Below are 18,054 nucleotides of genomic sequence, written 5' to 3' on the forward strand. Positions count from 1 at the left end.
GTCATCAGCACCTCATTTCTAATTATTCAGAATATTTATAATTAAAATTCTAAACTCAAACAAGCTTTATGTAAAATTAATGAAAGTAATGCAGGTATAAGGGTTGCTTATATCTAAGGAATGGCTTGTCGTCCGGAGCGGGTCGCGGGGCTCATCCCTCGGGACACGGGGACAGGTCCCTTGTCCCACCATTTTTTTCCATACAGAAAGGAACCTGGCACTCTGACCCTACCCAAACAAATTAAGTTGAATTCAGCCTATCCAACGGATGTGTAACATTTCTCCAGAGTAACAAATGCCCATCTTATGAATATGATAAGGATAAATTTGTTCTGAGGAGGAAGATTCATGGCTTATCCATCGGTCAATTATCATGCATTAATAAACAGGTATTCTGACATTGAACGCCATAAAGCGTGCATAGCGAGGGAGTTAGGGTATTATCCTAATAGATATACAAATATAAATAACCATTCTAGAGCAGTTACGGCCTTAACCCCTGATGGTCATACAGTTGTTATTCTCCATTTGAAATTTGATAATGATCCATATAAATATTACGAAGTTGTAAGTGTTTCTGGCCCGGATTTCAATAAGCTAACAAACGAAATTATTCCAGATGTTTGGCGGAAAATAAGTAGAGCTACTGAGATGTGTGGATAACTGTAATTTGTTGTGGGTCAAGAGGTTCTTTGACCTACAATATTTTCCCTGAGACAAGGGACCTGTCCCTCCGACCCTATATTAGAATACCAATATTAAAGTGTAACAATTTAACTTACATGCCCCTTCACCTAACAAGAATAATTTATACAAACGATTGATTAAATTAATGGATTTACGACCTTTGATCTTAACCGTTAAACAAACGTTTGTCTGGAATCGGTAGTCACAAAAATAGCCCGATTAGTACAGGTTTATGTACAATCGGGCTATTGGTATTTGGATATAATATGTCAGTTAGCCTTATTCTCTAGGACGAGGGACCTGTCCCTCTGTCCCATTATTTTTGTTCCATGACGTTAATGAATTCTCTCATGTAGTCTGGTAGGTCTGGTGGACGGCGACTTGAGACGAGATGTCCATCGGTGACAACAGGTTCGTCATACCAAATTGCTCCTGCATTTTCCATGTCATCTTTAATTCCTGGAGTACTCGTTACTTTTTTCCCTTCAAGAATCTTAGCTGAAATTAATACCCAACCTGCGTGACAAATTTGTCCGATAGGCTTTTCGGCATCGTTCATTTGCTGAAGCATAGTTAATACTTCAGGAAACCTACGGATTTTATCTGGTGCCCATCCTCCCGGCACTAAGATGGCATCGTAATCTTCTGCTTTTATATCACCATACGCAAATTCGGAAACGGCAGGCACTCCGTACTTCCCTATGTATTTCTGATTCGCTTCTTCACCAACGAGGTCAACAATAGCTCCTTCTTCTCTAAGCCTCATCACTGGGTACCATAGCTCTAGATCTTCAAAGTCGTGATGAACAAGACCGATAATCTTTTTTCCCTTTAAACGCATTACATAATCATCCTTTCATTTATAGTATTATTAATAGTATCATTTCCTAGAGGGTTCTTAAACAGCTGTTTGTTTGAATATAGTCCCATCATTTTTTCTCTGGGACACGGGACCTGTCCCTCCGTCCCTATTTTAGGATACTAAATCCACAGTATAACAGCTCTTTTCAATAACCCCTTTTTCCCTATCAATCCCATTCAAACAAACGATTGATTGATTTAACAGTTCTCCGCCATCAATGAGATAGGTGGTTAAACAAGCGTTTGTTTGAAATCGCAAAAATCAAAAATGGCCAGATTAGTACAGGTTACTGTACAATCAGGCTAATGGTATTCTAATATAACATGTCGTTTAATCCTTTACTCTGGGACAAGGGACCTGTCCCTGTGTCCCACCAGTACTCTGTCACACACCCGTGTCTCTCTAGTCCATGCCGATGTCGATGTAGAAGTTGACCCGGCTGGCGAGTAGGTAGTATTTGGAGTAGTGCACGGGTTCGTCGTTTTCGCCTTGTATTACTTTGGTGATTTGAACTAATGGATCAATTCTTGTGATGTCCATTAAATTGCTTAATTCGCTTGTTGGCATGACGACTTCTATGTTTTTCTGTACGCGTTTGAATTCGATGCCATAGTCGTTATGAATGAGCTGAAAAGTTGAGACGTTATCTTTAATTTTTTCAGAAATTCCTTTATAGATGTCGTTTGGAAGATATGCATAATCAAGACTAAAGACACCGTTTACATCATGTACGATACGTACTAACTCGACGACTTCAAAGGCCTCGTTCCGATTGAAGATTTCCATCAAATGACGATCTGCGGTGATGATTTTATTGGAGATAATCTTTTTTGAAAAATTGTTCTCTTCCCCTGCCGAAAGCCCTTCTGTAAATCCTTTTAGATTTAAGATATGAAGGGATTGCTTGATACTTTTGACAAAGGTGCCCTTTCCATGCAGAATTTCAATGACTCCTTCGTTCTCAAGCTCTTTTAAAGCTCTACGGACGGTAATTCTGCTTGTATCAAACAGAGTACATAGTTCTTGTTCATTGGGTAATTTTTGTCCTGGCTTGATCTCTCCATTAGCGATCATATCTTTGATTCCAAGCATGACTTGTTCATATAATAGGACGCGACTCTCTGAACTAACGGATTTGTCATTTTTCATAAGCTACCTCTTTTACAAATATTCCTACAATTTAAATATACCTAATGTTTTACTGTCTTTCAAACATATCCTCTTTAGACTTTTTGACCAAACCAAGACCTTTCAGTTTGTTTGTACCCTCTACCTACTCCAATTTATTCGGATAACCGAAACCACCGTAAAATGTACAGGTAGTACTTGCACTTTGGGCTGCTGCATATAATGAGTCTTCCATACTATTATGATTGTAAAAGGAAGTTAAGAATGCACCGATAAAGCTGTCACCCGCTCCCATTGTGTCCACAACTTCTGTCTTTAGTACCTCTTGTTTATAGAGCTTGCCATTATGCGCGAAGATCGCTGGTTTGGAACCTCTCGTGATTCCAACTACTTTCAGATTATACCCTTCTAGTGTTGCAAGAAGATTCTCGATTTCTTCATCACGTAAGTCTGCTCCTGAGAAGAAGCCGATGGAAATGTGCGGGCAGACCTTTTGCAAGTATTCTGGGTCTCTATTTTCCGAGAAGTCAAACGAGACATCGATTTGTTTTGAAAGGGTTGGTAACTCGTCCTCAAGCCATGAATAGCAGCTTGTATGGCATACATCAAAGGATTTTATATAGTCATAATCTCCCTCTACTAGCCTCATTTTAACGAGATGTTGAACAGTATCCTTCGGGCTAAATACAAAAACTCGGTCGCCTTCTTCTGTTAGGTTGACACGTGGTTGCCCACTTTTACCCTCTACCACTCTTGAGCGGTGGTAACGAATACCCTCCTTCGTAAGAACTGCTTTAAGATGCTGGGCTTTATCATCTGTTGCAAACACACCAATATAGCCTACCTCTTCTGCACCTGAGCGCTTGCCATTTACCGCAACATTAACAGCATTTCCACCTGGGTAGTATAACCCCTGATCCAAATAACAATCTACTACATTATCACCAATTGCAATTAGTTTCATCATACCTCACCTTTCTATTAACCTTTTACAGAACCCTCTGATAGCCCTCTTACTAGATATTTCTGAAGAAAAATAAGCAGTAAAACCATTGGAGCAGCAGACATAACCATACCTGCTAGAAGAACACCCCAATCCGTACGTAACGCATCTCGGAAGTTCATCAATCCTGATGGAATCGTCTTTAAGTCGTTTGATTCGATAAAAATGGTAGCAAATAAGAACTCATTCCAAGCATAGTATGAAGTTAATACTATAACAGTAATGATAATTGGTACAGACATTGGAAGATAGATTCTGCGATAGATTCCAAATTCACTGCATCCATCGATAATCGCTGATTCTTCTAGTTCACGAGGTATACTCAAGAAATAAGCACGCAGTAGTAAAACCGCCAAGGGAAGTCGGTAGGAAATATACGTAAAAATGAGTGCCCAGTGCGTATTGATTAATTCCAAACTACTAAGTATATTAAACAACGGTATCAAGGCAACCTCTGGGTTCATCATCATGCCACCAATGATAAAAATCAAGGCAAAATCGATCAGTTTTGTCCGATATCTTGCTAATACAAATGCCGCCATTGACCCAATCAATACAACGGAAATCACTGTTATGGCTGTAACAAATAAGCTATTTACGAAATAGCTTGATATTCCCTTCGACCAAGCGGTTGCATAGTTTTCAACGAGCCACGTACTTGGAAATCCCCAGACATTATTATAGATTTCTTTATAGCTTTTCATGGAGGAAATAACCATCCAGAAAAGAGGATAAAGGATAATAACCGCATATACAATTAATCCGATCGTGATAAAAAGTTCACCAAGACCGAATCTCTGGTATCTACGAGTGGACTTTACTAAATTCCCCATATTAATCACCCTTTCCTGTACGCGACAATCGTATTTGGATAACTGCAAGCATGGCCGTAATCATAAAAATAACAATCGCAATCGTCGAGGCGTACCCCATATTATCCTTCACAAAACCTTGTTGATACATATGAACAGACATCGTGATAGAACTAAAACCAGGACCACCGTTTGTCAAAATGTATGGTTCATTGAACACGAGCATCGACCCTGTTACCGTGATGAGGGTGTTAACGAAAATAGTCTCTCTGACTTGGGGAACCGTAACACTTATAAACTTGCGAATTTTCCCCGCCCCATCAATATCAGCGGCTTCATATAATTCTTGAGGTATTTTCTGAATTGCCACGATGAATAGCATCATGATAAAACCAATACTTTGCCATTGTGACATTGCAATTACTGCATATATCGCCGTACTAGAATTACCCAACCAAGGCTTGGCCCATTCTTCTAAACCAATTAATTCTAAAAAACTATTTAAAATACCCATTTGTGGATTATAGATAAACCCGAATAGCAATGCGATTACAGAAATAGACACCATAACCGGCATAAAATAGATGACTCTCAAAATTGGAGCAGCTTTTCGAAAGATTTTATCCTCTAAGATATACGCCAACACTAGTGCAAACCCGACCTGTAGAATAACGGAAATGATCATATATTTGAAGTTGTTACCAATAGCGGTAAGAACGACTTTGTCACCTATTAAATTTTTAAAGTTCTCAAACCCTACAAAAGTCTTCTCTTGTGAAAAAACAGAAAAATCGAAGAAGCTATTGTAGAAATTTTGAACGAGAGGAAAATAGACAAAAGTGGTAAGAAAAACAATACTCGGTAGTAAGAAGAGTACAGGGATCAATATACTTCTCTTTCTTAACATACGCTTCACCCCCAACAATCAAATTAGCCTGGAATATTCTCTTAAGAATCATTTTATCTACTATTTGAAGTGAAACTTAAGATTCAGAGTGCGATACTGAATCTTAAGTTTCGATATAAAAGCGGTCACTATTTTAATTTAGCTGCTTCAGCTTGAACTTCTTTCATGATATCTTCAGGTGTTGCATCTCCAGTTGCTAACGATTGTCCGCCTCTCATAAAGATATCCGCTATATTAATATTCACTGCATTATCAAACCATGGAGCAGTTGCACTTGCGTTTAGGACGATATCATATGCTGCCATCCTTGTCTCGGATGTATTTTCAGCATCCACGGCTCCTTTAATGGCATTCAACTGACCATCTGTTTTTGTAAAATCGTACGCCGTTTCCTCAGATGTGAGGAATTTCAAGAATTCCACTGCCTCTTTTGGCGCGTTTTTACTTAACATCCAACCTTCTGGTGCACCTGTTAATGCTTTAGAATCTCCTTTTCCACCATCAATCGCCGGGAAATCAAAGAAACCAATGTTCGTTAGACCCATTTCTTCTACCATTTTGATTTCAGCAAATTGCATGTATACAATTGGAACTTCTTCATTACCAAACATATTACGTGCAGCTTCATGATCAATCGCAGTTGAAACGTCGCCCATGTAAGATGTGAGTTCTTTAAAGATTTCTAACCCACGGATATAACCAGGATCAGTAAATTCGCCTGAACCGTCCACATAATCAGTAGCGGTTACAGTAGGGTCTAATACCCGTTGGAAAATCGTTCCTAGATAATGAGAGATTGCCCAACCATTTGTTAATCCCTCAACAAGTGGTGTTTCATAACCAGCAGCTTGAAGGGCATCTAATACATCAATTAGTTCATCATAGGTTGTAGGTGCTTTGAGATTATGTTCCTCAAAAATCTTGGTATTGTAGAAAAATGCTTTCCCATCAATTGTAAATGGAATACCATACGTTTTATCATCAAAAGTGAAACCAGAAAATTGAGATTCAATAATCTTTCCCGACCACTCCGTATCCTCATTAATGATTTCGTCCAAAGCCATAATACGTTCGGAAGATACAAGATTCATAGCAAATGAATCAGACCAAGATGTGAAAATATCTGGAAGGTCATCGTTTGAAACTAGGACTCTAATTTTTTCCTTATAGGAATCATTTAAGACGGCATCAACATTGATTTTGACATTTGGATGAGCAGCTTCAAACTCTTTAATTTTTTCATCATAAAAAGATTTACGAGGTTCGTTTGGCCATCTGTGAAAAAAGTCTATCACAACCTTATCTCCTTCTGCTTCTTTTGTAGATGATGAATCAGAGCAAGCTGTTACTACCGGAACTAGTATTAGCAAAATGGCTAAAAGCGACAGAAACCTTTTCATCTATATTCACTCCCTTTAAATTATTTATCTATTCAGATAATTCTAGGCAGGAGTGAGTTCATTAGCTGTCTATTCCAGTCATACCCATCGTCACTCGGTATGTATGACCACGATTGTAATGTCTCACAAGGAACTACTCCTATGAATCACAAGTGTATTGAATCATAATGCTAGCAATCTATTATTCTAGAAAACTCTAATACCGCACTAATTAATATTCCATTTTCCACATATATCTACGTACTGAAAGTGGGTGACCTGTATGTTCAGCTAGACCGTCCGCATATTGGCGTAATACGGCACCTACAATGGCTGGTCCAAAGTATTCTTTAAGATCCTTATCTATCCCAGTGAAATCCAGTTCGGCCACATCCACGACTTCTACATTTTTACTAAACTTTTGAGCAAACGTAATCGCTCTTTCATCCAATGGGCGATTGGCTCCTTCACCTTTCACAATTAGGAACGGAACATTATCATCCGTGATTTCGAATGGTCCATGGAAGAACTCCCCAGTGTGAATAGCATTTGAATGAATCCAGAGCATCTCCATTAATAAGCAGCTAGTAAAGGAATAGGCTTGGTGAAAGTATACACCACTTCCCATGGTATAGATTAGTTTTTCTCTCTTATTTTCCTTGCCCCACTCAAATGCACGATCAATCGTTTGTTTTTTATTTGTATCTAAAAGTGTTTCTAAATTCTCTAACTGTTTTAACACTCTTTCATATTTTTCATTCGGAGAAAGCGCTTGTAAAAGTTGAAAAATAAGACTGAAATAGATTCCAACTTCCCCATCAATTGCATTTGAACCATCTTTGTAGTTGTAATGTACGGTGTATTCAGCCGCTTTACAAAGTGGAGATTCAACATCCATAGAAATAGCAATTGTTAATGCACCTTGTTCCCTTGCAAATCTCGCAGCTTCTACTGTTTCAGGTGTAGTACCAGAATGCGAACGTAGGATAACCACACTACCTTTTCCTAGTCCTTTAGGAGCACTGTGAACAAATTCATTTGATGTATAGAGTCTAGTTGGTATATCAAGTTCACGATCTACGAAGTAATCTCCCGTTCCTAATGAGGCCATTGAACCTCCACAGGCTACAAAATAAAAATTCTTAACCTCGATTTCCTTTACTGCTTTTACCACATCAGAAATTTGCTTAACATGTTCTTGTTTCATTTCTAGCACCTCCGTTTTATATAACATCATATGATGTCTTAATAAAAATATATAACCTTCATTATCGAATGTCAAATACTTTTTAAATTTTCTGTTACTTTTTTTTTATTGAGATGGGGCACGGGGACAGGTCCCTTGTCCCACTTCTCCCCAATCGTCTTTTTCCCTTTTGTACTTTTCCTCATTTAAGTTTTTAGCGTATGATACACTAGATACATAGCTGGATAAAGTGCTTGTCTTGAACATTTGGAGGCGTGACCGATATGAATTTAGGTCGAAAGTTTAAATATAATCTTGTGCGTATACTTAGAGTTAACGATAGCCCTCATCAGGTGGCACTTGGGTTTACATTGGGGTTTATACCAAATTGGTATCCTACCTTTGGACTTGGTGTGATTCTCTCGGTCGGCCTAGCAAAATTAGTTAAGAGTAATACAGTGGCAGCCCTTGTAAGTGGTGTTCTTGGAGCTCCATTGTGGCCAGTGTTATTCTTGTTAAATTATAAAGTTGGTAGTCTTCTATTTGATAAGAGTACAAAAGTAGATGAGCTTGAGGAAGTTGACTACGCAGATGCTCTGGAACATACGTTAGATGGAGTAAATAGCTTTTTTTCAAAAGGTTTTACATTTCTAGAAGGGGCTTTGATTAACACCATTCTCTTCTCTATATTCATTTACTTTATCGTCAAATTTCTCTTTAAAATGTACCGTAAAGGTTTATTACGTAGGATCAGAGGGAAGTTATAAGAACATATCTATGCCTACTCCTGTTGTTCTAAAAAGCCAGGTTTCCCTCCCTCCAACGCCTCACATACGCCTCTTTGGTGTATGCACCCTAGATTTAGAATAGCAATCCACCTCATCCCACCACTATAACAACAGTTTTTCTCCACCCAAAAAGTCGTCCAATCAAGCGTTTGATTGAAATTGAAAAAACTTGGTACTGTAACATTAGACCGCTAATCAAACGTTTGTTTGAAATAAAATTTTGCGATTAGTACAGGTTGCAGTAAATTAATAGTACCGTAATAATTTCTTTTTCTTACGATGGTTCTGGGACGAGAGACCTGTCCCTCTGTCCCATTAAAACAATGTCGGTTTTTGTCGATATAATGTTTAAAAGTATAGTGTAAGGTGGAAAGAAAATGATTCTTAAATATTGGCATTTTCTTATGATGAGGTATTACGCCCATTTAACCAGGGACGCCAGGGATCCAAAGCTTGAGAGAAAATGTTAAATAAGCTTGAATACCACAGTAACGAATATAATAAAAGAGTAAGATATTTGTACAATTGATAAGGAGGCGTCTGCCCAACGAGTCTTCGACAAACTTCGGGAATTTCGGGGCGTCACTGTGACTATTTTAGGAGGAGAAAAAATGCAGCGGATGAAAAAGTGGATATTGCCGGCGGTCTTGATTACGATTGTTGCTGCCTTTGTGATTTCGATTCCGTTTCTTCAGCAACATGAAAACACACATTCTGAGTCAATAATTGTTTCTAACCTGATTACAAGAGAGCCTCCGGTAAAGAAAATCAAAACCATTAATATCAATGAGAACCAGATTTACCAAGGTGACTTGCTGTTAGCTAACAATACCTATCCGATTGAACAAATGAGTATAAAAGAAGATATTGTACCCTTATCGTCAATCGGGGAGCTTGGCGAACAATTCGGGACTAGTATTGATACTATTTTTCTATCAAAAGAGGCGGGACTGGAATTCTCTAAGATGATGGAGGCTGCTAAAAAGGACGGATTGGTTCACTTTTCGGTGAATAGTGGGTTTCGTGACTTTGAGGAACAAGCAAAACTCTATAAAGAGATGGGATCTAGTTACGCCTTGCCACCGGGATATAGTGAACATCACTTAGGTTTATCACTCGATGTTGGTTCGACATTGATGAAAATGCAAAATGCCCCTGAAGGAAAATGGATGGCAGAAAACGCTTGGGAATACGGGTTTATCCTCCGATACCCAAAGGACAAAACAGATATCACCGGAATTGAATACGAGCCTTGGCACTTTCGCTATGTAGGTTTGCCCCATAGTGCGCTTATGAAGGAAAAGAACCTCGTGTTAGAAGAATACATAGAATTTCTGAAAAAAGAAAAGACCGTGAAGACAACGGTTGACGGAATAAATTATTACATCTCCTACCACCCTGTTTCAGAAACGCTGGAAATTGTAGAACCTATCCTTTCTGAATATGAGATTTCTGGGAATAACGTAGATGGAGTCATCGTGACAAGGTATCAGTAGTTCAAGCCCCACTATGACCTAGAATTCTTAATCTTCGACAAAATTCGGTGCGTCACTGTGACGCTTCTAATGTTTCTTGTCTTCTGTTTTTTTTGTAGATTTCTGTTGAACTCTATTTATTGAAAAATTGCGAATTCTAGTTTAACGTTTACACTAGGTGGAAAAAATTAGGGGAACAGCGAAACCGTCCCCTCGTTCAAAGAAAGGAGGTAAGAGATTGAAAAAGAGGTTCATGATCTTAAATACGGTAATTGTTGTTAGTATAGGAAGTATTTCTTCTGGCCCGGTAGTTTTTGCGGAAACAAGTGAAAATCAAAAAAGTGAAACTGTGTTGCCAAACACACCTTCAACAAATCCACTTCATGATACGAAGACCGAAAGTGAAAAGTCTCCCACAGAAGCAACGAATAATCACACAGAATTACAAGACGATACAAAAACCGAACCCATAAAGGAATCTGAGCAAAAAGCCCAGGTGGATTCAATGAATGAGTTTGAAGAAGTCACCAATAAGATTAAAGAGGAACACGAAGAGATTCGAACAGAGATTGAAAAAACCGTTCAAGAGCTCTTAAAAATCCAAACCGAAATTGCACATTTTAATAAACAAATTGAACAATTTGAGCAAGCAATCACAGAAAATAATAAGGTGATCGATGAGACAAAGGAAAAAATCAACAAAAGCAATCAAGAGATTCAAAGGCTAGAGAAAGAAATACATTCCTTAAATAAGGGTATCCAAAAACGCCTTGAAATTTTACATAATAGAGTAAGGACCCTTCAAAGAACGGGTGGGAAGGTAGAATATTTGAATGTATTATTTGGATCAACAAGCTTTAGTAACTTCGTTGACCGTGTAATTGGAGTCACAACATTAATGAAAGCCGATGAAAGCTTGATTGAACAGCAAAAGACAGATTTAAAAAAGTTAGAAGAAAAGCAAGCTACCGTTGAAGCAAAACTAGAAGAATTAACTGCATTGAAAGTTGAATATGAGGGAATGCAAACTAATATTTTAGAGCAACAAAAGCAACAAGAAGTACTAAAGGAAACCGTGAAACGGAAGGAACAAGAAAGTCTAGATTTCATGGCAGAACTATATAAAAATAATCGAGAACTTGCATTAGAAGCAGAAGCAATGAAGGATAAATTCTTAAATGAGCAAGACGGTCAATTTGAAATTACATCTGAATCAACCCTAGAAAGTCTTGAGTATATTAGTCAACTGAACACATCAACTACTAGTGATAGCTTAGTAGAGGCAATTATTAACTCTTATAGCTACATCGGTAATTCCGTTTACATATTCGGCGCGGGAAGGAATCCATTTGATATCGAAAATGGGAGATTTGATTGCTCTGGATTTGTTAACCATGTTTTTTCAGAAGCAGGTATCCAAGTCGGATCAACTACAGATACCTTAAGAAATGAAGGCATTAGAATTCCATCAACTCAAATGCAATTTGGTGATTTAGTATTCTTTGATACATACAAAATAGATGGGCATGTTGGAATTTATTTAGGTGGAGGAAAGTTTTTAGGATCGCAAAGCTCCACAGGTGTCGCTATTGCTGATATGACTGTAGGGTATTGGAAGGAAAAATTTAACGGCCGTGTAATCAGAATTCAATAAATATCGACCTACTACCAAATAAAGTAGGAGCACAAGCTTACCACTAAAGCAAAATGAGATTACCTATCATTCATAGGGTTAATCTCTTTTTTTTATTTATAATCTAAAAAGATTGAAAATATTTCCCTACTTGCCACCTCCTTTTCCTAATCAACTCATTTGGAAAAAACAAGGGAACAATGGAACCGTCCCTATGTTTCCCTATTCCATCCATAATTTCCACCTAAAGTTTACGAATTTTCCCCTTGCTCACATCATAGGAATAAACGTGGTACTACTTTCGGTGTAGGGCATTTGCGAAAAATGTACGGTTTAAAGGGAAAGGTGATGTGAGTATGAGTGTGTTAGAAGTTCGGAATTAGTGGATATGCGCAGAAAAGGAGTAATAAAAAGGTTGCGTATGACCCCCGCAAAAATGGGTATCTTCGGCCTTAGTGATATGATCATGCGCCTGGTATTTAGCATCATCCAAATCACTCTCTTATCCTTAATTGGCGTATTTGTATTCGGGGCTAATCTGTTTATTAACTTTCCTAGTCTACTGCTAGTCTTCTTAATGGGCGCTCTCGCCTTCAATGCAATTGACTATTTTATTTCTTCTTTTAGCAATACAAATGAGGCCTATATGGGAGTTGCAAACATTACCAGCTTTCTCATGATGTTTGTAAGTGGCATTTTCTTTCCAATTGAAACGATGCCTGAATGGCTGCAGCCTATCTCAAACATTCTCCCGCTCACCTATTTTGCAGACGGCCTAAGAGACAGTATGGTCTACAATACTCCTATTCTTTCATCCCCTCTTTGGCTTGGTTTTGGGAACATGCTCCTTTGGGGTGGAGTTGCCTTTATCTTGGGTTCCTTGTTATATAAAAGACAGTCAATTGTATCAACGAGGTAAAATGATAATGAAAAAGGGCGATACGATCGCCCCTTTTTACTATTACTTTAACACTTTACCTCGGCGGGGGTCAGGCCCCTTAATAATACCCACCATTTTTATACCCCACCTAATTTTTTACAATTCATTTTCTAAAGAGTATTATGTATAATAAAAAAAGCTTTATAATAGTAATATACAGGTCTGATACACCAAGCTATCAAGCCAACTCTCAAATGAACAGCTACCCTTATACGAAACTAAAAGAATTACATTAGATGGTAACTTTTCTATTCATGGCGTGGAGCTGGATAGGAGGTTGCCTACTTTCTATTCTGCAATTCATAGGAAGAGTTCGAGACGCTACAGAAGATACCCTAGAAAAATAAAATTAGGGCACGAAAACTACACTTCATATCAAAATTGTTGCTTCCCAAAGATGTTGCTGGTCTTTCATTTTTGCCAACCGTACTACTCAAAGCAAGGTTAATTGGCGCATGAAATCCATCACTCCATCCATCCTATAGCCATCGTATCTTCCTTTCATCTAAACCCGGGCCGTTTAAAGCTCTGCATCTGGCCAAGGGGAAACTTCGGAATAGAACCTGACCCTACTGATCCAAAAGTAAGGAGAATGAGAATCATGAGTAAGTATTTGAGAAAAGTTCAACATACCTTTAATGATACTGGTATGGTTTTTAAGTTTGTCAAGAAGGAGAGTGGATTTTTCCACACGTTTTGTGACGGGGAATTATTATATAAATTAGGTTTTAAACCTGACGATATTATGGAGTATACTCTATTCGACTTTTATCCCGAAGACTACGCTGCTGAGAAACAGAAGTATTACCAAATAGCATGGAATGGAAACTTTTGTGCGTTTGAATGTAATATAGATGGTTTTAGTTATATCACGACTCTAAGGCCCTTATTTAAGAATGGAAAGGTAATTGAGGTAATTGGTACAAGTATAAACATTTCAGACAGAAAAGCTTTCGAAGAGGCAAATCAACAAATTGAAAACTTATCTATGCCCTTACTCCCAATGTCAGAGGGCGTTTCACTTGAAAGGATAGAAGCTTCTCTATCAATCGATCGAACAGAAAAGAGAGACTTAATGATTAAGCATCATAATAGTCATATCTTTATTCCTATGGGTGACGTCTATTTTATCGAGAAAAATGATCGCAAGTCCATAGTTCATACCGTCACTGGTCAATACGAAACAAATGAGCCATTATCTAATCTTGAGAAAAAAGTGGATGAGCGCTTTCTGACATCACATCGTTCAAATATTATTAATATGGACCTACTTTATAAAATAGAGACTATTGGCCAAATATGCATCGGCTCTTTCAAGGATTATAAGGAAAAAGCAAAGATAACAAAAAATAAAATTAAATTGATTCAAGACTATAAAACATTCTTTAACAACTAATAAAAACAAATTGTTTAAATTTGTCGAATTTTGCTGTAAATTATCAAATTTTCTGCTTGAAACTACTATTAATCCGCATGAAATCATGCTAAAAGTGTATGAAAACAGCTAAACTGGCGTCCGAACATAAATTGACAGTTTTCTACAAAGATAATACGATAGGCATATTATCTAGTACTTTCTACGTATATCACTAAGGAAATAGTACTAATCCAACACATAACATGATAATGGCAAACTTATCGAAAGGTAAGGACGCAAAGCTACGAACCTAATGCAACTTTTGGCAATGGTAGTCGGGTTTCCGAAATTAGTGAGACTAAGATGACTTCCGTTTCTATTTCGGTGCAGTCATCTTTTTTTATTTTATTATTTGATCTTAGATAAAGGAGGTGAAAGCAAAATGATACAACATATAATTAGAAATGAACTTTTTTCTCACTTTTTCCAACCTATTATTGATCTCCAGACATGGCAAAGGGTTGGATTCGAGGGACTTCTTAGAACTTCACATTTTCAAAATCCCGAGGATACTTTCCATCTGGCAAAAAAAGAAAAACAGCTCTATGAATTAGATTCGCGGTCTATCCATAGGGCTGCTTTAACCTACCATTCAGCAGGGTACTCCAAAAAGGACGGCTATTTGTTTTTGAATGTATTTCCATCTACCCTTACAAATACAAATTTCCTGCCTTTTATAAGAAAGATTATCACCGTAAATAACTATATTAGTCAACATGTTATTTTTGAAATCAATGAAATGGAAGCAATTAATGATTTTGAATACCTAAAGAAAAAGATGGCCGAATTAAAACACTATGGCTTTCGATTTGCAATCGATGATGTTGGAAAAGGAAATGCTAGTATTCAATCAATAATTAAGTTGAAACCAGACTTTATAAAGTTAGATAAGTGTTTTTCCAATAATTTATATAGGTATCCAAAAAAACAGCAATACATCCAACGGATTATCGACTACACCAATAACCATGGTATTCAATTGGTGTTAGAAGGATTAGAGAATGAAATGGATGTGACTATTGCAAGAAATATCGGGGTTACTTATGGCCAAGGCTATATATTGGGTAGACCAAAAAACCTGTTAGTTGTATAGAGGTGAAGCGTATTGAACTATATAGTAGTATTTCAATCTATAATAATCATTTTTTTACTCTTTTTATTTATTAAAGAGCAACGACGAATCGTAAAGCAAAGTAAACACATAGAGACTTTACATAGTAACAATAAAAAACTAAAGAACGAACTCACGATTGTGAAAAAAACCAGTCCCAAGGAAAAAAGAAATACCTATAGATTAAATCTACCTCCCATTGAAAGTATTTTTACCCTAAAAGACTTCAGTAATCATTCTTTAGGCAAACTACGAGATAAGAATTTTACTGGGGAAATCGTAGATATTAGTATCGGTGGTCTAAAGTTTTTTTCATCATACGAATTCCCGGTGAAATACAACATTATGTTAAAAATTAGTTTTAACTTCTTCGGGGAAGAATTTAATTTAAAGGGAAAGATTATTAGAAGAGAAGATCACGTTAAAGGCCAAGCCACATCGTATGGTGTTGAGTTTGTCGATTTAACTGTCCGAGACATCACAAGACTAAACATAGCATTGCACAACTATCAAGCCAAAAACCGACACAAAATTAGCTAGTGTTGATTAATACTGGTACTGCGGATAGAGAACTCTTCACCTTATTTTTAGGCACTTATAAAAAGGGACGTAAGCTCTAATTTTAAAAGGATTCTGACCAGATAAAAATTAGTTGGTCAGAATCTTTTTATCCTTTAACACTTTACCTCGGTGGGGGTCAGGCCCCTAAAGCCGTCTCCCCTCCGTCAACGGAATAGATTCGTATTCTTCCGGATCAATATCATACACTGTCCCATCAGCTACGCCGTTGATAATTCCGTATAGACCTCTTTCAACCGCCTTTACTAATTCACCCTTTTTCTTTTGGCCCATGCTGTGTGTTTGGCCTCTTACTTCAAACAACACGGAGCCACTTCCATTTAGTGCAAAAGTTCCTAACGCTGTTCCAGGTAAGTCAAGGCCTTGTGGATAGAGGTTAATGTTTGAATTACCTTTTTCTTGTAGTGCATCATATACTGCTACATTGAGTTGGCGCGCAAAGTCATAGTCATATGTATCCGCATATTCCGCATATTTTTGGCCTTCAGGTGTTGATGGATGTGGAACGAATTGGCCGCTGATTGAGAATGTTACGAGATCATCTGTGCCATCCACCTCATAGTATGGTGCTTGATGGTGCAAGTCTACAAATACATCCACCTTACCAAACTCAGCTTGAAGGTCCTTATATACGTCACGAACGACCTGGGATTCAGGTGTAATGAACCATCCTGGTTGGGATGAATTCCCTGGGAAGTCCTCAGGCTGTGGCACATAATCAAGGTTTGGATTAAAGTCACGATTTACATCAAAACCTGGCTGTGATGCATAATCAAAAAAGCGATTCTGGTATGTATAGTAGTTCCAAGTTGGTTCTCCGCCCGCTAATTGCGGAAAGTCCTCTACTACCTCTTCCCATGTTAAATCATTTCCACGACGATTTAACTCAGACGAGTCTGGGTTCATTTTCGGTAACGCTACAAACGTAACCTCCTCACGAATCTTTTGAGCCTCAGGAGAATTTGAACCTAAAAATTTTAAAATGTTTAGGAGTGCCTCCGTTCCAGTTGGTTCATTTCCGTGAATTTCACTTTCCATTAAAATGACCTTATCTCCGTGGCCAACAGTCGCCTTGTAGATTTCTCTACCACGGTTTGAGTAACCCGCTACCTCAACCTGAACCTTTCCTTGGCTGCTCTTTGCAATCTGCTGCAGTTTTTTCCCTAGTTGCTCATGATTCGTGAACCCCTCTACAGATAAAACTTGTTGCTCAGGTGTACCAGGCGATGTTTCCGGTTGTTGTGCAAACACCGCCGTTACCAAACTTGCCGACAATGCAATAACCCCTAACGTCAAAATAACCTTTTTCTTCTTCACAACCACCACGCCACTCTCTACTAATTTTACTTTGAATACAACTAGATTGTATGAGTTTAGTAGATTTAGCATTGTCGTTTTTCGCTGTCGAAACTGTAATAGTTTTGGCCATTTCTATCAAAAACCTTCGAAAACCGAAGTTTCTATTAAAAATGAATAGTAGGTCCTATCGATAAAAAATGAGGATATACCTAGTTTTTCAGGTGGGGTTGTAACTTTTGGATTATGGGATTCTAGTTACACACATATTAATACGGCAATAGAAACATAGGGACGGTTCTCCTGTTCTCCTAAAATATAGGAAAACTGCGGAACCGTCCCCGTGTTTTATTTTAATCCTGTAAAACTTTACCTTAGCGGGGGTCAGGCCCCAATTGACCAGTTTAAGTTGATTTCAACTCCTGCGTTTTTGAGAAGGTTGTATAAAGGGCAACGCTTAATGACAAGTTCTTTTACAGCTTCTAGTTTTTCGGTGGTTTGTGTTGTTTCGAATTTAATTTCGTTGACGACAGTTTGGTAGTAGGGTGAAACATCAGCGGTTCCGAATAGACCACGTCTGTCCACGATAGCAAAACTATTGATGTGAATATCTTGGTACTGGAAATCTAATTCCTTTGCGACCAAATCAATCACAACTAGCAAACAGCCGTTAAACGAACCCAAAACATATTCAAGAGGAGTAGGGGCTTCATTATCTCCTCCGATTTTTGATGGTTCATCCACTAAAAACTGAAACCCACGTACAAAATGTTCGGTTTGAACATTCTTCTTCCACTTTGTTTGCACCTCAATTTTTCGTAAATCAGATGTAACTGTCATATTAGTTCCTC

17 protein-coding genes and 1 riboswitch are annotated in these 18,054 nt (G+C 37.9%); of the genes, 8 read left to right on the forward strand and 9 right to left on the reverse strand.

Translation table 11 applies throughout. From position 1 onward, the window contains the following. The first annotated feature begins 348 nt into the window (after positions 1-348). Positions 349-663, forward strand: coding sequence for a hypothetical protein (locus ACFSFW_RS15640; protein WP_388039622.1), 315 nt, complete (start codon positions 349-351; stop codon positions 661-663). Between the two features lie 340 nt (positions 664-1,003). Here the strand turns inward: ACFSFW_RS15640 and ACFSFW_RS15645 are convergent, their stop codons facing one another. The 7 genes from ACFSFW_RS15645 to ACFSFW_RS15675 all read right to left on the reverse strand — a co-directional run bounded on the left by ACFSFW_RS15645 (position 1,004) and on the right by ACFSFW_RS15675 (position 7,985). Beyond that, positions 1,004-1,528: a type 1 glutamine amidotransferase domain-containing protein gene (locus ACFSFW_RS15645; protein ID WP_388039624.1), complete on the reverse strand. Its 525-nt coding sequence runs from the start codon at positions 1,526-1,528 to the stop codon at positions 1,004-1,006. 423 nt (positions 1,529-1,951) lie between these two features. Next, on the reverse strand, positions 1,952-2,698 hold the full coding sequence (locus ACFSFW_RS15650; protein WP_388039626.1) for a GntR family transcriptional regulator: 747 nt from the start codon (positions 2,696-2,698) through the stop codon (positions 1,952-1,954). A gap of 124 nt (positions 2,699-2,822) precedes the next feature. After that, positions 2,823-3,641 (reverse strand): PfkB family carbohydrate kinase, encoded by an 819-nt coding sequence (locus ACFSFW_RS15655; protein ID WP_099354768.1) that lies wholly within the window; start codon positions 3,639-3,641, stop codon positions 2,823-2,825. A 17-nt stretch (positions 3,642-3,658) separates the two neighbouring features. Beyond that, positions 3,659-4,513 carry a carbohydrate ABC transporter permease gene (locus ACFSFW_RS15660; RefSeq protein ID WP_388039628.1) on the reverse strand — a complete coding sequence of 285 codons (855 nt, stop codon included), beginning with the start codon at positions 4,511-4,513 and terminating at the stop codon, positions 3,659-3,661. Position 4,514: 1 nt separating this feature from the next. Continuing rightward, positions 4,515-5,399: a carbohydrate ABC transporter permease gene (locus tag ACFSFW_RS15665; RefSeq protein ID WP_388039630.1), complete on the reverse strand. Its 885-nt coding sequence runs from the start codon at positions 5,397-5,399 to the stop codon at positions 4,515-4,517. 128 nt (positions 5,400-5,527) lie between these two features. Next, positions 5,528-6,799: an ABC transporter substrate-binding protein gene (locus ACFSFW_RS15670; protein ID WP_388039631.1), complete on the reverse strand. Its 1,272-nt coding sequence runs from the start codon at positions 6,797-6,799 to the stop codon at positions 5,528-5,530. Positions 6,800-7,010: 211 nt separating this feature from the next. Continuing rightward, positions 7,011-7,985: an SIS domain-containing protein gene (locus ACFSFW_RS15675; RefSeq protein ID WP_388039633.1), complete on the reverse strand. Its 975-nt coding sequence runs from the start codon at positions 7,983-7,985 to the stop codon at positions 7,011-7,013. A gap of 263 nt (positions 7,986-8,248) precedes the next feature. On the opposite strand from ACFSFW_RS15675, the gene ACFSFW_RS15680 reads away from it, so the two are divergent. The 7 genes from ACFSFW_RS15680 (at position 8,249) to ACFSFW_RS15710 (ending at position 15,868) form a co-directional block, all read left to right on the forward strand. Continuing rightward, positions 8,249-8,731: a DUF2062 domain-containing protein gene (locus tag ACFSFW_RS15680; RefSeq protein ID WP_388039635.1), complete on the forward strand. Its 483-nt coding sequence runs from the start codon at positions 8,249-8,251 to the stop codon at positions 8,729-8,731. Between the two features lie 641 nt (positions 8,732-9,372). Beyond that, on the forward strand, positions 9,373-10,248 hold the full coding sequence (locus ACFSFW_RS15685; RefSeq protein ID WP_388040331.1) for a M15 family metallopeptidase: 876 nt from the start codon (positions 9,373-9,375) through the stop codon (positions 10,246-10,248). A gap of 217 nt (positions 10,249-10,465) precedes the next feature. Next, positions 10,466-11,881 (forward strand): PcsB-like coiled-coil domain-containing protein, encoded by a 1,416-nt coding sequence (locus tag ACFSFW_RS15690; protein ID WP_388039637.1) that lies wholly within the window; start codon positions 10,466-10,468, stop codon positions 11,879-11,881. 367 nt (positions 11,882-12,248) lie between these two features. Beyond that, positions 12,249-12,779, forward strand: a complete 531-nt coding sequence (locus ACFSFW_RS15695) for an ABC transporter permease (RefSeq protein ID WP_388040333.1) — start codon at positions 12,249-12,251, stop codon at positions 12,777-12,779. A 622-nt stretch (positions 12,780-13,401) separates the two neighbouring features. Further along, a complete protein-coding gene (locus ACFSFW_RS15700; protein WP_388039638.1) occupies positions 13,402-14,196 on the forward strand; it encodes a LytTR family transcriptional regulator DNA-binding domain-containing protein in 795 nt (264 codons plus the stop codon). Between the two features lie 222 nt (positions 14,197-14,418). Then, positions 14,419-14,505, forward strand: a riboswitch (cyclic di-GMP riboswitch). A gap of 94 nt (positions 14,506-14,599) precedes the next feature. Beyond that, positions 14,600-15,310 carry an EAL domain-containing protein gene (locus ACFSFW_RS15705; protein WP_388039640.1) on the forward strand — a complete coding sequence of 237 codons (711 nt, stop codon included), beginning with the start codon at positions 14,600-14,602 and terminating at the stop codon, positions 15,308-15,310. Positions 15,311-15,322: 12 nt separating this feature from the next. Then, entirely contained in the window at positions 15,323-15,868 is a 546-nt protein-coding gene (locus ACFSFW_RS15710) for a PilZ domain-containing protein (RefSeq protein WP_388039642.1), read from the forward strand. 165 nt (positions 15,869-16,033) lie between these two features. On the opposite strand, the gene ACFSFW_RS15715 is transcribed toward ACFSFW_RS15710, so the two are convergent. Together ACFSFW_RS15715 and ACFSFW_RS15720 are read right to left on the reverse strand one after the other, a co-directional pair. Next, positions 16,034-17,224, reverse strand: coding sequence for a M14 family zinc carboxypeptidase (locus ACFSFW_RS15715; RefSeq protein ID WP_388040334.1), 1,191 nt, complete (start codon positions 17,222-17,224; stop codon positions 16,034-16,036). A gap of 363 nt (positions 17,225-17,587) precedes the next feature. Continuing rightward, a complete protein-coding gene (locus ACFSFW_RS15720; protein WP_388039644.1) occupies positions 17,588-18,043 on the reverse strand; it encodes an OsmC family protein in 456 nt (151 codons plus the stop codon). Between the last annotated feature and the right edge of the window lie 11 nt (positions 18,044-18,054).

The organism is Ferdinandcohnia salidurans (assembly GCF_042680725.1).
In the GTDB taxonomy this organism is placed as follows: domain Bacteria; phylum Bacillota; class Bacilli; order Bacillales; family Bacillaceae_L; genus Ferdinandcohnia; species Ferdinandcohnia salidurans.

Bases quoted from the DNA above. Each gene is read 5' to 3' on its own strand.
- ACFSFW_RS15640 (WP_388039622.1), top strand. From the start codon at position 349: ATGGCTTATCCATCGGTCAATTATCATGCATTAATAAACAGGTATTCT.
- ACFSFW_RS15645 (WP_388039624.1), bottom strand. From the start codon at position 1,528: ATGCGTTTAAAGGGAAAAAAGATTATCGGTCTTGTTCATCACGACTTT.
- ACFSFW_RS15650 (WP_388039626.1), bottom strand. From the start codon at position 2,698: ATGAAAAATGACAAATCCGTTAGTTCAGAGAGTCGCGTCCTATTATAT.
- ACFSFW_RS15655 (WP_099354768.1), bottom strand. From the start codon at position 3,641: ATGAAACTAATTGCAATTGGTGATAATGTAGTAGATTGTTATTTGGAT.
- ACFSFW_RS15660 (WP_388039628.1), bottom strand. From the start codon at position 4,513: ATGGGGAATTTAGTAAAGTCCACTCGTAGATACCAGAGATTCGGTCTT.
- ACFSFW_RS15665 (WP_388039630.1), bottom strand. From the start codon at position 5,399: ATGTTAAGAAAGAGAAGTATATTGATCCCTGTACTCTTCTTACTACCG.
- ACFSFW_RS15670 (WP_388039631.1), bottom strand. From the start codon at position 6,799: ATGAAAAGGTTTCTGTCGCTTTTAGCCATTTTGCTAATACTAGTTCCG.
- ACFSFW_RS15675 (WP_388039633.1), bottom strand. From the start codon at position 7,985: ATGAAACAAGAACATGTTAAGCAAATTTCTGATGTGGTAAAAGCAGTA.
- ACFSFW_RS15680 (WP_388039635.1), top strand. From the start codon at position 8,249: ATGAATTTAGGTCGAAAGTTTAAATATAATCTTGTGCGTATACTTAGA.
- ACFSFW_RS15685 (WP_388040331.1), top strand. From the start codon at position 9,373: ATGAAAAAGTGGATATTGCCGGCGGTCTTGATTACGATTGTTGCTGCC.
- ACFSFW_RS15695 (WP_388040333.1), top strand. From the start codon at position 12,249: ATGCGCAGAAAAGGAGTAATAAAAAGGTTGCGTATGACCCCCGCAAAA.
- ACFSFW_RS15700 (WP_388039638.1), top strand. From the start codon at position 13,402: ATGAGTAAGTATTTGAGAAAAGTTCAACATACCTTTAATGATACTGGT.
- ACFSFW_RS15705 (WP_388039640.1), top strand. From the start codon at position 14,600: ATGATACAACATATAATTAGAAATGAACTTTTTTCTCACTTTTTCCAA.
- ACFSFW_RS15720 (WP_388039644.1), bottom strand. From the start codon at position 18,043: ATGACAGTTACATCTGATTTACGAAAAATTGAGGTGCAAACAAAGTGG.